We start from the raw sequence: 14,088 nt of genomic DNA on the forward strand, positions 1-14,088 counted from the left end.
GGAACTGCCTCGTACATGATCATTATAGATTTGATTGGACATATCGTAAATACTTCTAGAGTAATAAATAACTCTTGCGGAATAGGCAAGAGTTTCTTTTGCAATCCCAAAAGAAAAGTAGTAACATATACTTAACCTAGTTAAATATTTACACGGTAATGTATTTTACTTTAGGATAATAGCTTTTGGGAAAGGTGATTTTATGGATACGAAAAATGTTAAAGAATATATCCAGGTAATTGGCGCGAGAGAAAAAAACCTTAAAAATATTAATGTAAAGATCCCCAAGAAGAGAATTACGGTTTTTACCGGTGTTTCGGGTTCAGGTAAATCTTCGTTAGTATTTGATACAATAGCAGCAGAATCACAAAGACAGTTAAATGAAACGTATTCTAGTTTTATTCGTCACCGGCTGCCGCATTATGGACAGCCACATGTAGATGGTATTGAAAACTTACCTGTTGCAATTATTATCGATCAAAAGCGAATAGGGGGAAATGCGAGGTCAACCGTTGGAACGATTACAGATATATATTCGTTGCTAAGATTATTATTCTCACGCGTAGGGAATCCCTTTATTGGCTACTCTAATGCTTTTTCATTTAATAATCCGTTGGGGATGTGTTCTGAATGTGAAGGATTGGGAAAAGTTGATACGGTAAACATTGAACGCTTGCTGGATAAAGATAAATCCCTTAACGAAGGTGCTATTTTATTTCCAACTTTCGAACCGGGAGGTTGGAGATTAAAAAGATATATTCACTCGGGATTTTTTGATAACGATAAAAGAATACGTGATTATACTAAGGAAGAATTAGAATTGCTTTTGTTTAAATCAGATATTAAAGTAACTACTACTGATCCTGAATGGCCGAAAACCTCCCTCTATGAGGGGCTTATACCAAGAATTGAAAGAAGCTTCCTGAAAAAAGAGGAGGGAGAAGCGGCCAAATATAAAGACGCGGTAACTAAGATTGTTGCTAAAGGAGTATGTCCTGGTTGCGGTGGCACCCGGTTACATCCTGCTGCTTTAGAGTGCAAAATAAACAATAAAAATATAGCCGAATGCGTTGAAATGCAAATTGCTGATTTGCTGGATTTCATCCGGACCATTACCGTTCCTCGCGCAGCAACTGTGGTCATGGCGATAAGCAATCGGCTCGAACATTTAAATTCAATTGGTTTAGGTTATTTGAGCCTAAACCGTGAAACTTCAACTCTTTCGGGCGGAGAATCACAGCGAATAAAAATGGTTCGACAGTTAGGCAGCAGCTTAACAGATATTACCTATATATTTGATGAGCCGAGCATTGGGTTACATCCTCACGATGTAAATAAAATTAATGATTTGTTGAAAATGTTACGTGACAGGGGGAATACCGTACTCATTGTTGAGCACGATCCGGACATTATAAAAATTGCTGACTATATTATTGATATGGGGCCTAAAGCGGGAGTAAACGGCGGAAAAATTTCGTATCAAGGCAGTTTTGCTGGTTTGGCACAATCAAATACACTAACCGGCAAATATTTACGCAGCCAGACAAGATTAAAAGAAAACGTGAGAAAATCAGGTACCTGGTTATCACTGAAAAATGCGCAATTGCATAACCTTAAAAATATTAGTGTGAATATTCCCCAGGGGGTTATGACAGTAGTAACGGGAGTTGCCGGTTCAGGAAAAAGTTCCTTAGTCAATCAGGTGTTGCCTAAATTTTACCCTAATACGATTCTTATCGATCAGAAGCCGGTTCAGGTTTCAAAGCGGTCCAATATTGCTACCTTTACAGGGATATTTGATAAAATAAGAGAACTATTTTCAGGAGAGAACCATGTAAAACCCGCTTTATTTAGTTTTAACTCACAAGGGGCTTGCCCAAATTGTAAGGGGACAGGAGTAATATATACGGATTTGGCATTCATGGATACGGTGGTAACTATGTGTGAGGTTTGTCAAGGCAACCGGTTTATGAAGGAAGTATTACATTACAAACTACGCGGCAAAAACATAAACGAAGTGCTAAACATGACGGTTGATGAAGCCTTAACTTTTTTCCGTGAAGAAGAAATAGCAGCAACCTTAAAAAGGCTGGAAGATACAGGCTTGACTTATATTACACTTGGCCAATCGTTAAATACTTTATCTGGCGGTGAATTGCAAAGAGTGAAACTTGCTGCTGAGCTGGAAAGCCGGGGGAATGTTTATGTGTTGGACGAACCGACTACCGGACTTCACATGTCGGACATATCTTTGCTTCTAAAAATTTTAGACCGCCTTGTTGAACAAGAAAGTACCGTAATTGTGGTAGAACATAATTTAGATGTTATTAGTCAGGCCGATTGGGTTATTGATCTCGGACCTTCTGCCGGAGAAAATGGCGGTAATGTAATGTTCGCAGGCTTACCAAAGGAGTTAATAAACTGTAATTCTTCTATTACAGGACAATATTTAAAAGAATATATTACGAGGTAGGGAGAATATTTATGGCAAAAAAAGAGTTGGAAGAATATTATATCCCTTTTCAATGTATGATTATCAGCAATATTAACCGCTTTAATATTCAGGGAGTGACAACAGCACAATATATGGTATTGGATATCTTGGATAAACAAGGTTCTAAAACTACTAAAGAGTTGGCCGAGATTCGTGGAATCACCCAAGCGGGAATGTCCAAGCTAACCAAACGACTGTTAGAGAAAAACTATATCATACAACAACGGCAGGAGATTGACCGGAGAGCCTATGACATCCTCATTACTCCCGCGGGCAAGGATTTTCTTGTAAGATCAGAGCAGTTCAGAAATGAAATCATGAATTTAATTGAGAATACATTAACGGAAACAGAGTTGAATTGTTTTATCCAGTTATGCAAAAAGATTACCAATGCATATGTGGAAGAATCGTAATTCCTTTAAAGTATAATTTTTAATTTTGCAGCAAAGTACCCTCGCCAGTTTATGGCGAGGGTACTACTATTATCGCGATATCAGTTTCGAGTTTAATGTGGGAACCCCGATTTTGTAACTTTACTCCTCTATAAATTTGGTTAGTTCTTTGTTGAATTCATCGCGTTCGTCGTAGAACACTCCGTGACCGCTAAATTTGAACGGCACAAGTATGGAATTTCTAATTCCGTCATGTTGGGCCAGCGCTAATGGAAACAAACAAACTTTATCATGAATGCCATGGAGAATTAGAGTAGGCACATGTATTTTTTCGAGATCCTCAAATAACTTTTCTTCATCTAGCCAAGTATTTGCAATTGCCGCAGTGGACCAACCTGCCGCCTGTAGGCCCATTTGGAAAAACCAATCGGAAAAAGCCTGAGTTACATGCTGAAAGAAAAATGTATCCCCAAACTCCCTCAGCATTTCCGGACGATCGGTATTTGTTCCTTGAATGATTTTAATTACATCTTCTCTTTTTAGGCCGTAAGGAAAATATGGACGCTGAATAAGACTAGGTGCTGCAGCGGCAAAAAGGGCCAGTTTGGATACACCGTATCCTTGATGGCGAGCCATGTAACGAATGGCAATTGCGCCCCCGGTGGAATGACCGCCGAGTGTGAAATCATGTAAATCGAGAGCATCAACCACACAGCGAATGTCATCCGATAATGTATCATAGTCATATCCCGTCCAAGGCTTATCGGATTTTCCGAAGCCTCTTTGGTCAATTCCTACACAGCGATAGCCCATATTAGGCAATTGATTAAACTGATACTCAAACATCGTATGGTCTGCAGGCCAACCATGGAGAAATAGAATCGTCTTGCAGCCACTGGGATTAAGATCCTCTACATAAATTTTTACGTCTGATTCTACTTTAATATAAAATCCCATATCGAGTCCTCCCTTACAATCTGACTTTCCATAATATGTTATGTACTTAATACTAATAGTGTGATGTCCGCCAAGGGCGCGTTTTGGGCGAAAAATTGCTAAACCTTTGCATAATGAGGAGTTGAGGTTGCTTTTCGTAATTTATCGTTTTGAGTAACGCGATCTAGCGTTACTTTTTTGCTGGTATAGCGTTAAATAATATGTAGATGTTAATTGCGTGGGAATAAAATAGAACCCCAGAAATAAAGAATGGTAAGCATTTAACCACTACATAAAAACAGGAGGTAAAATAATGAAAAAGCTTTTATCAGCAATAGTAGCAATTGCAGTGATTCTAAATATGTCAATAGTGTTTGCCCAGGAGATAAGTGCTATATCTGCAATGCCAATAATCGAGAGACCTGTATACAATGTAATATCTACAAACGGAAAAATTATAGAAATCAACAAAAATCAAGTAAGAGTTTTAGGCGAAGGTGCATATAACGAAATTGTTTTACATGTACAAGACAGTGCCTATATTCTTAATGCAGAGGATGGTACACAAATCCCATTTAAAGACTTGAAAAGTGGCGATACAGTAACCGCTTACTATGGTCCTAAAGTTACAAAAAGTATTCCGCCGCAAGGCAATGCGATCGCTTTAATTGTGGGTACACCCAATAAAGGTAGTGCAGGAATGTACATGAAGGTTGCCAATTTAGAACACAATCAAGACGGAAGTATAAAGGTACTTTGCACAAATTCTGATAGACTTGTGACAATTAGACCGGAGATATTTGCACACACTTCCGATATCAAAGAGGGCTCTGAATTAGTTGTGTGGTATGACATCATGACTATGAGCATGCCCGGACAGGCCACAGCAACCAAGGTGGTACTACTTCCTGTCAAAGCTGATATAAAAGTTCATATCGGGGCAGGCACTATTATTTTGAACGGAAGAGAATTAGCGTTAAGTGAAAATGATATTCTTAAAACCAATGGCGATACGGTAATGCTTCCTTTGGGCGTTATAGCAGAAAACCTGGGCTATGATGTAGTTTGGAACAGTGATACCAGAACCGTCGATCTACAAAATGGGTCACGCACAATGGCCACCGTGACAATAGGTAGTAAAGATTATGGCAAGTTAAAAATGGCTATTCGATTAGACTATGCACCTGAAATCGTTAATGGCAAAACACTGGTTCCGGTAGAATTTTTTACCGACGTACTGAATTTAAAAGTAGATATTAACAACAGTCATATATAAAAGGAAATAATCAAGAAATGAGAGAAACTCCTGCCTAATTGGTATTATTTTAGGCAGGAGTTTTAGGGTTTGATTGCAAATATTTCAATTAAGGGAAGCGCCGAAATCACTGGAAAAGTACTTAAGATAATGTGATTTTGGAATAGTAAAGCTGCTCAGGAAAGGGAGTGTATAGTCGTGAGAATTGGTATTTTAACTTGCTCTGCAGCAACACAGGAGTCTGGCTGCTCGTCAGTCAGCTGTCTTCATGATTTAAGAAAGAGAAAGGGAGAATTCAGCAGGTATGCTAACGATGAGAGTCTGGACCTAATCGGTATCATCAATTGTGCAGGTTGTCCAACGTTAGCCGGCCCGGAAAAACTATTGAATCGAATTCGTTCATTAGTAGAATTTAGGGTAGATGCTATCCACTTTTCTTACTGTATGGATGCGTTATGCCCTTATAAAACAAAATATCGCGCATTAATCAATGAGCACTTTCCTAATATTGATGTTATAATTGGAACCCATGACGCCCATGTAACACATGAGCAATTTAGAGAAAGTGTTAAAGAATTGCTCTGTCAGCCGAGACGAACGATGGTTGAGGTTATCAAAGGCAAGTAGTTGGCTGATTATTTTGTTTGTACTTGGCTTTTACCTAAATAAATGGAGGCGATCATTATGAACCTGATTACGGTTGGAGACTATGCACCTGATTTTGTTTTAAAGGACAATCGCGGCGATGAGATTCGTCTATCAGACTATAAAGGCCAGAAAGTGCTGTTATCGTGGCATCCCCTGGCCTGGACCAGAGTTTGTGCCCAACAGATGAAAGCATTGGAAGACAATTTAGCAGAGTTTGAAAAATATAATGTTGTGCCGCTTGGACTGAGTATTGACTCCTATCCGTGCAAAAATGCCTGGGCGAAAGAACTGGGTATTGCCCGGGTAAAACTGCTGGCAGACTTTTGGCCGCACGGTGAAATCGCTGGTAAATACGGCCTGTTTCGTGAGCAGGAAGGCTTTTCGGAACGCGCCAATGTGTTGATTGACGAGAATGGTAAAGTGCTGTGGGTCAACCTTTATTCTATTCCTGAATTACCGGATATTACAGAGGTGTTCAACCAAATCAAGAGTCTTTAATACTATAGCGAAACGTATGTATCAATAACCATTTACCGTTATGTTTGCGGACAAGCAGGCTATGGAATCGTGAGCGCAAACACTGAATTGTTCTCCTTACCACCGTCTCCTAGTCCCGAGCATAGAAGAACCCCTGCTAAATTTGTATTAATTTAGCAGGGGTTTAGGTTTGTGCAGCAAATATTTCAAAATAGGGAATAGAGTAGTGTATTTGAATCGATGGAATCCGCCCAAACCGCTGAAAAAATACTTAGTTAAAAAGCGATTTTGGGTAAGGTGCGACCATCGATTACATGAGCCAAGCCCTCCCGACTAGGGCAAGTCCGGATCAGTGAGGTGCGCTTCAACTCGACAATGTATCTTTTGAGTGAGGTTGAAATTTGGTGGAGGTATAGATATGACAAATGAACTAGAAAACAAAATAATTAAATATGTCGAAGAACAATTATCTTGTTCTGCTCACGACCTTGAGCATGTATTTCGCGTATACAACTTGGCTTTAAAAATATCTGAAAATGATAATGTTGACTTAGATGTGTTAAGGGCTGCTGTTTTGTTGCATGATATTGCCCGTATCAAAGAGGATGCTGATAATACAGGTAATACTAATCATGCGGACTTAGGAGCAGTAATGGCAGGGAAGTTCCTGGGAACAACAGAATTTCCTATAGATAAAATTCGTAGTGTAGAAAAATGTATCCGTGTACATAGGTTTAGAACTAATATGAAACCAGAATCAATTGAAGAGAAAATCCTTTTTGATGCAGATAAACTGGATTCAGTAGGTGCGATTGGTATAGCTCGTACTTTTGGATGGGTCGGAAAACATGGCTGTAGAATATTTTATAGACCTGATGATTTAGAGGCATATATTATGGCCAACATGAGCGGAAAATGGAATGGAAAAATACAAGACAAGCATTTACATAGTGCCCAAATTGAATTTGATATTAAACTAAAGCATATGTCTGATTTGTTATATACTGAAAAGGCAAAGAAAATAGCTGAAGAAAGAATAGCTTATTTTCAATCATTTATGGAAAGATTGGAAGAAGAGATACAAGGGAATTTTTAAAAGTCCTCACGTGTCTTTCAAGGGAGAGAATACATGCAACTTATCACGCTTATTCATAAAAATAAGACTTTAACAGTTCGAATCATTAACGTTATTCTGCCAACTGGCGAAGTAGAAAAGCTAGTCACCAATTAAGCCTTGTTTGAGAATAATACAAACAGATTATTTTTATTTTATGAGGGAGGTGTGTCCTTGATCAAGTATTCAAAATTAACGATAGAAACAAATAGACTTGTAATAAGACCTCTTTTTAGTGACGATTATAAGGTATGGCTAGAAGGGTATTGTGGTCAAGAGCCTTCAAAATCTCGTTTTGATGAAGGCTGGCTTGAGACAAAATTCTTAACAGAAACTTGGTTCTTGCAGGAGTTAAAAGTACGAGAAAATTTAAGTACACAGGATATTTGTTATATGTTCAATATCTTTTGTAGCAGCGATGGAAAATCTATAGGCAATTGTGATATAACCACACATATGCGTGACGACTTCCAATATGCGCGCGTTGGCTATACCATACATAATCAGTATTGGGGGAACGGATACGCTACTGAAGCATTAAAGGGTCTTATAAGGATTGGATTTGAACAATTAAACTTTCATCGTCTTGAAGCGCACATAAATTTGGACAATCCCGCGTCAAAGCGAGTGTCGATTAAGGCGGGAATGCTGTATGAATGCATACGTAAAGCATTCATCCTGGAAGACGGTGAATGGACTGACAATGAGATATATTTCATCAATAATCAGAGCTGGAGCGTATGAGCATAATCTTTAGAAGCTTATTCCATCTTTCCTTTTATCTGGTTCACAAAAAATATCCTGCCCCCCAATAAGGCAGACAGGTATATTACGCCTGTTTTTCTGGAAAATAAGCAGATAACGATCATTGTATTGGAGTGAAGCAGGATGACACTAACATGAATACGCAACGCCTAATGGAAGCTTTGCAAGCATCATTAAATCCCCAGCTAGCTTTATTCCTGCTGCTAACAGCCGGTTATTCACTTGTTTTTTGTATAAAGGATGCCCGCGTTAAAAATCATCAAAAAGCCGAAAAAGCCGCCCGCGTCGGCGGGTGGCTTTATATAGTGCTAGCAGCTGCTATCCTGACTATGAATTTATTCTAACGGATCATGCCGGTACCTCTAATTTTTACCTTGATGGTAACATCAGCCTCAGTAGTAGGAAATACCTCATCATCCCACCGGTCTTTTATTTGTTCCCAATACTGCGGATTTTTCCGGCGGATAATATCGCCTAATTCCGCCCCCTCGGCCCGCACATCCTTCATTCTCTGAAAAGCGGCATAGGCATGCCTGGTAAGCTCCTCGGTCACTGCTTGGGCGGTCATTTGCAGAAATTTATCATTAAGTGCCTCTTCGCCCATCGGTAAACATTCACCAATATTGCCATCAAATTCGCCCTCAAGAATAAAGCGAATGGTGTCGCCCTGAAAATCAGGCTTTACTCTAACCTTTGACTCAAGTAATTCGAACACTACAAGACCGTCCGGCTTCTCCGGATTAGGCACCACGATTTGCCCTTGCTTTATTGTTCTGCGCCACATCTTGCCGCCGATTGCCTCAGACTCACCAGCTACCCCCATCATCTGCCCTTTGCCGTTAAAGATTGCCGTGCCGGCTGCTTTAAATACATCTCCTTCCAGATAAATAACAGGGACTACAAATCCCCGTTTACTATGAAGGGCCTCCGAGACATAACCAAATTCGCTGGCCGTGGTAAAGGTTTGAACTTTCTTGTCATTCAGTTTAGCCAAGGAAAGACTTCTAATTTCACCGTTTTTGGAGTTAGTTCGTAAAAAATCCTCGGCCCGCCCTTTAGTAACATAGATTTTTGCCCGGCGGCGCATTTCAGGATTACGGGCAAAGAAGTCAAATACTTCCCTAACCCCTTGGCTCGCTACCTCTTCGTTTACCAGCAGGACCTGCATACCTTCCAGGAACATGCCAAAATCAGCCTCAGCCCACATAGCCCGGGTAGCCGCAAACATGGAGTCCCCCTCTGCGGAATACACAATGCTTTCCTCCTTGCTGCCGCCAGCTTTCTCACCTCCACCCGTCCTGAACTTTCGCAAGCTATAACTCAGGCGGTACCGGCGCGTTCCTGTGTCTTGAAAAGCCTTCTCAAGATCATAGCGGCCCTTGGCTTCCGGCAAAACAGCATCAATCGCCCCTCCCAGTACATATCCCCTGTTTTCCATCTCTGTTCTATCCCAGCAGCCGCCTGTGAATAAAACAATAATAACCAGAGATACGGCCAGCACTAAGCGTTTATGCACAACCACCTTACTTAATCCCCCCTAGCCGAAATCCAGCAAATAAAACTCTATGATTTGCTGCCGTAGAGATTACGCAGCTTAGCAATCAGCAACAAACCGGGCAAAATCAGCACTCCCCACGTAAGCGCCAGATAATTGCCCAGGCGGTAAAAGTGGTTAATTTGTTCCGCATTTTGGGGCAACGTCACAACAAAAAAGAAAACCGGTATTAATAAGACGACAAAGGGTCTGCTATATTCACCTTGCAGCAGCCGCGAACAGCCAAACGCCGAAAAATACAGTAAATTAGCCAGCGATAAAAAGTAAAATATTATCTGAACTATTAGCAGGTAGCCATCCATCCGTTCAATAAAAGTGCCGGGAATATCTACCTCCCGATAAGCGGTAATTGTCGGAAAGGTCGTGACATTGATTTCATCTGGCCCCAGCGCGCCCTGGACAATAACAGTAATCACCGTGTATAGTACTGCCAGCATAGCCGTACTATACAACCCGGTCTTAAAAACTTGCTTTTTGCGAGTGACAAAAGGAAAAAGCAAGCCGGTTACAAGTTCCGGCCCGGTGTAGGCAAATGCACCCGGCACTACCCCTTTAAGCACCGGTATAATTCCGCTTGCCAAAAAGGGCTGAAGATGAGTGGAATCCATCCGCAGAAACCCGGATAAAACAAGAGTTATATAAAAAGGGCCAACATAAAATACCATAAACTGCTGCATGCGAATAAGCGGCGCAATACCATACTGGCCGGCATAAGCAGCAGTAACCAAAAGACCAACCACCAAAATATAAGGTGGTGTTAAATCGAATAGAAATAGTTTTACAGCAGATGTAAACATATGCAGTGCTGCTGCGCCTAAAATAACCAGTATCAGCACGTAACATATATTAAGCAGTTGCCCTCCTAGCGGTCCCAACAGCAAACGGTGATATTCTATCAAAGTGACTTCCGGAAACCGCTCACTTAAGGTTATGGCACACCATAGGGAAAATCCCATAACCAGACTGGCTAAAAACACTGACAGCCACATATCCTCTTTGGCCACAGTGCCAACCGCGCGGGGTAAAGACAAGATACCAGCGCCAAACGCAGTACTAATATAAATTATAAACAACTGCAGCAGGGAAATGCCTGCCCTCTGATTCATACTATCACGCCCTATTACTTGTCTTCCAGTTTTTCGCTGTCCACTTGCTCCAGGTAGGCCGGCCTGCTTTTCATAGCTAGCGGTGGCGCAACAATAACAGTATCTTTTAGATCACTCAGTCGCGCACTATTTTTGGGGGTCAGCGGCGCAAGATAGGGCTCGCCAAAGCATTCCAACGTACTAAGATGGATGATAATGGCAATTACGCCCATTATTACCCCGAACATACCCAGAGCAGCCCCGGCAATCATTAGCGCCACTCTAAACAGGCGCAGCGGCATTGATATCCGGTAACTGCCCAAGGCAAACGAAACAATAGCGGTAAAAGAAATAATCACTACCATTGGGGCACTAACTAAACCGGCCCGTACGGCAGAATCGCCTAAAACCAGCCCGCCAACAATCGATATTGCCGGTCCGATTGTTTTGGGCAACCTTACGCCTGCCTCCTGCAGAATCTCCAGTAACACTTCCATCAGCAGTCCTTCAAGGAAGGCCGGAAAGGGTATACCAATTCGGGCGGTTGCAATTGTTAACATCAACGGTATGGGAATTAAGGCCGGGTGGAAAGTTGTCACCGCAACATATAATGCCGGCGTAGTCATGGCAAATACCGCAGCCAAGCAGCGGGTCAGTCTAAGCAGCGAACCCACCAGCCAGTTTTCATAATAATCATCGCCTGCCTGCATATAGTCAATTAAAGTTGCTGGAGCCAACAGCACAAAGGGTGTCCCGTCTACCAGGATCGCGATTTTCCCGGCCATCATACCGGCAACTATTTTATCCGGGCGCTCAGTGGCATAAATGGTGGGAAAAGGTGAAAATGGATGATCATTAATCAGGTTCTCAACCATCCCGCTACTGCTTACCATATCCACCTTTAACCCTTTTAACCGCTGCTCTGCCTGGTAAACCAAACTTGGATTGGTAATACCCCGGAAATAGACCAAGGCAACATCAACCTCACAGCGCATGCCAATAGCCATTTTTTTTACAATAAAATTCGGATTAACCAACCTTCGGCGCAATAAGGTGATATTCACTTGTAAATTCTCAGTAAAGCTATCCCGCGGCCCCCGGACAGTAGATTCATTCATCGGCTCAGAAATAGCCCGTAATTCAAACTTACGGGTGGCAATAATCACAGCGGCGGCATTGTTATCCACAAACAATGCCGTATCGCCTGATAACATGCTTTTGACAATTGCCTCCATTTTGGTCTCAATTTTAACTGCCGCGGAAGTAAGCGAAGTATGAATACATTCAAATAATTGCCTGGTATCTGTGCAGGTTTCGCCCAGCTTGGGTGATAGCAATTGGTGGATAACAGTCTGACTGATTATTTCTTTGTCAACCATGCCCTCAATATAAGCGATGGCTGCTTTTAATCCCAGGGCGGTAATCGTAAACTCTCTGATGTAGATATCATCATTTTGATTAAATATATCCCGGATACTGCCGAGGTTGATTGTGATATCTTTGTCCAACAGATAACTTCCGGGAAGTTTATAGGTATCCCGCAGGCTATTGACAATCATTTGTCCATCGGCCTCGGCCTCCTGGGCATGATTAATCAGTGACTGCAGGTTTCGCAGCTTATATTTAATGCCGTCAAGCAAACTTTCATTGTTTTGGCAATCTTGCTTCATATGTTTCGGGATCTCCGTTCCTGTTAACAGCTATTATCGTATCCTTTACTATACCCAAATTATCTTTTCAGGATACTTTTTATAGTTAACGCTTTAACCAACTAGTATACATACTGATAAAACTTTCCGGAAAGACGTGAGGGCGGTGGTACTGTCTGATCAAGATGCAACCATCGTCCCCACGTCTGTTTTTTTTTACATCAGCACCACCCGTTGGACGGGTGGTGCTGATGTACTTAACCCATATATAAATTAAATTGGCTCAAAAAAGGAAATGAGATATTCATTTTAAGTTGAATCTATTCAACTTATTGTTAAATGCCTGCCTTGACATATGGAGTTTTTTTGCAGCTTCTGCTTTGTTTCTAGAGGTAGCCAGTGCGTGCGTAAGTAGACTTTTTTCGTAAGATGCTACTAGAGAGGCATAATCGCCTTTTTTTGTGTTTGTAAGCGATGTATCCTCTATCAGGGAGGAGGACTCCGAAGCGTGATTTTCAATACTGAGTGTATCTTTTAAATAATCAGGGATATCCTTTAGTGTGATATATTTTCCTTCTACAAGATTAAAGGCCCCTTCAATGACATTTCGCAGCTCGCGTATATTTCCGGGCCAAATATGTCTCAAAAAGATATCTTCTACATCAGAGTGCAATCCTAAGATATTTTTTTTCATAATTCGATTAAAATAAGAGATGTAGTAGCTGGTGAGCAGTGATACATCGTTTTTTCTATCCTTTAAGGTGGAAAGCTTTAGCCAAACTACATTAAGGCGATAAAATAAATCTTCACGTAGTCGGTTTCCGTTGACGGCAACAAAGGGGTCTTCATTTATTGCTGCTATTATGCGGATATCTATATTTATATTTTCATGGCCTCCTAACCTCCTAATGTATCTATCTTCAATAGCTTTTAATAGTTTACTTTGAAGTGAAATATCCATAGAGTTAATTTCATCTAAAAATACAGAACCTCCATTTGCTAATTCAAAAAGGCCTTTGCTTGTAGTGGCGCCGGTAAAGCTACCCTTTTCTGTACCGAAAAGAGTGCTTTCTAACAAATTTGTTGGAATTGCAGAGCAATTCTGTGAAATGAAGGGCTTACTGGCCCTATTGCTGGCGAAATGCAAGGATTGAGCTACAATTTCCTTTCCAGTACCGGTCTTTCCTTGTATTAATACATAAGAATTACTTTTTGCTACCTTCTGTATCTTATTTTTGACATCTAGCATGTAAGGGTCGGCAGTAATAATATCATCAAGTGTATAATTATCAGTACCACGACTTCTAATACCGCTATTATTATCAAATAATTGAATAAATTCACTTTGAAAGCCAAAATCTATAAACTTTAAAGCAACGGCAGCACCTATTTGTTTTTTGTTCCTGAAAATTGGATATATGCTACTATATCCTTTGATGATATCTCCTTTGTATGTGATGCAATTTTCCTGAAAGAAGCTTATCGGTTTCCCTGTCTTTAATACTTGATAGATCTCACTATTTTCTTCGTTTGAAGAAGTAAATATTTCAAAAATGTGCTTTCCTATAACTTCATCAGATGTAAAACTATATACATTAGGTACGAAAATCATACAATATTGTATAATACCATTCATGTCAATTATGGCGATTTCATCGAAAAAGTTTTGTATAGCAAATATGGAAGAAGCAATTTGGCTGTACATTTTTACTATCATT

The 14,088-nt window shown here is 40.7% G+C and carries 13 protein-coding genes; 8 read left to right on the plus strand and 5 right to left on the minus strand.

What is annotated here, in order from left to right; genetic code table 11:
* Nucleotides 1-202: 202 nt before the first annotated feature.
* Complete coding sequence (locus SRRS_RS07170; protein WP_371367540.1) at nt 203-2,473, plus strand: ATP-binding cassette domain-containing protein; 2,271 nt, start codon at nt 203-205, stop codon at nt 2,471-2,473.
* Nucleotides 2,474-2,484: 11 nt separating this feature from the next.
* Entirely contained in the window at nt 2,485-2,907 is a 423-nt protein-coding gene (locus SRRS_RS07175) for a MarR family winged helix-turn-helix transcriptional regulator (protein ID WP_371367542.1), read from the plus strand.
* A 120-nt stretch (nt 2,908-3,027) separates the two neighbouring features.
* Here the strand turns inward: SRRS_RS07175 and SRRS_RS07180 are convergent, their stop codons facing one another.
* Nucleotides 3,028-3,843 carry an alpha/beta fold hydrolase gene (locus SRRS_RS07180; RefSeq protein ID WP_371367544.1) on the minus strand — a complete coding sequence of 272 codons (816 nt, stop codon included), beginning with the start codon at nt 3,841-3,843 and terminating at the stop codon, nt 3,028-3,030.
* A 292-nt stretch (nt 3,844-4,135) separates the two neighbouring features.
* Here SRRS_RS07180 and SRRS_RS07185 point away from each other — a divergent pair, with 292 nt between their 5' ends.
* From SRRS_RS07185 to SRRS_RS07210, 6 genes are all read left to right on the plus strand, one after another.
* Entirely contained in the window at nt 4,136-5,098 is a 963-nt protein-coding gene (locus SRRS_RS07185) for a copper amine oxidase N-terminal domain-containing protein (RefSeq protein WP_371367546.1), read from the plus strand.
* A gap of 177 nt (nt 5,099-5,275) precedes the next feature.
* Entirely contained in the window at nt 5,276-5,704 is a 429-nt protein-coding gene (locus SRRS_RS07190) for a CGGC domain-containing protein (protein ID WP_371367548.1), read from the plus strand.
* Between the two features lie 57 nt (nt 5,705-5,761).
* The gene (locus SRRS_RS07195) at nt 5,762-6,223 is read left to right on the plus strand and encodes a peroxiredoxin (RefSeq protein ID WP_371367550.1); all 462 of its coding nucleotides are present in this window, start codon (nt 5,762-5,764) and stop codon (nt 6,221-6,223) included.
* A 397-nt stretch (nt 6,224-6,620) separates the two neighbouring features.
* Nucleotides 6,621-7,298 (plus strand): HD domain-containing protein, encoded by a 678-nt coding sequence (locus SRRS_RS07200; protein WP_371367552.1) that lies wholly within the window; start codon nt 6,621-6,623, stop codon nt 7,296-7,298.
* 192 nt (nt 7,299-7,490) lie between these two features.
* Nucleotides 7,491-8,060 carry a GNAT family N-acetyltransferase gene (locus tag SRRS_RS07205; RefSeq protein ID WP_371367554.1) on the plus strand — a complete coding sequence of 190 codons (570 nt, stop codon included), beginning with the start codon at nt 7,491-7,493 and terminating at the stop codon, nt 8,058-8,060.
* Between the two features lie 155 nt (nt 8,061-8,215).
* Nucleotides 8,216-8,425 carry a CLC_0170 family protein gene (locus SRRS_RS07210; RefSeq protein WP_371367556.1) on the plus strand — a complete coding sequence of 70 codons (210 nt, stop codon included), beginning with the start codon at nt 8,216-8,218 and terminating at the stop codon, nt 8,423-8,425.
* Here SRRS_RS07210 and SRRS_RS07215 read toward each other — a convergent pair.
* From SRRS_RS07215 to SRRS_RS07230, 4 genes are all read right to left on the minus strand, one after another.
* Nucleotides 8,422-9,603 carry a Ger(x)C family spore germination protein gene (locus tag SRRS_RS07215; protein ID WP_371367558.1) on the minus strand — a complete coding sequence of 394 codons (1,182 nt, stop codon included), beginning with the start codon at nt 9,601-9,603 and terminating at the stop codon, nt 8,422-8,424. The genes SRRS_RS07210 and SRRS_RS07215 overlap by 4 nt on opposite strands.
* A 41-nt stretch (nt 9,604-9,644) precedes the next feature.
* Nucleotides 9,645-10,742, minus strand: a complete 1,098-nt coding sequence (locus SRRS_RS07220) for an endospore germination permease (RefSeq protein WP_371367560.1) — start codon at nt 10,740-10,742, stop codon at nt 9,645-9,647.
* A gap of 14 nt (nt 10,743-10,756) precedes the next feature.
* Nucleotides 10,757-12,391 carry a spore germination protein gene (locus tag SRRS_RS07225; protein WP_371367562.1) on the minus strand — a complete coding sequence of 545 codons (1,635 nt, stop codon included), beginning with the start codon at nt 12,389-12,391 and terminating at the stop codon, nt 10,757-10,759.
* A gap of 283 nt (nt 12,392-12,674) precedes the next feature.
* Nucleotides 12,675-14,087 carry a sigma-54 interaction domain-containing protein gene (locus tag SRRS_RS07230; RefSeq protein ID WP_371367563.1) on the minus strand — a complete coding sequence of 471 codons (1,413 nt, stop codon included), beginning with the start codon at nt 14,085-14,087 and terminating at the stop codon, nt 12,675-12,677.
* Nucleotide 14,088 lies beyond the last annotated feature (1 nt).

This window comes from Sporomusa rhizae (assembly GCF_041428845.1).
Classification (GTDB): Bacteria; Bacillota; Negativicutes; order Sporomusales; family Sporomusaceae; genus Sporomusa; species Sporomusa rhizae.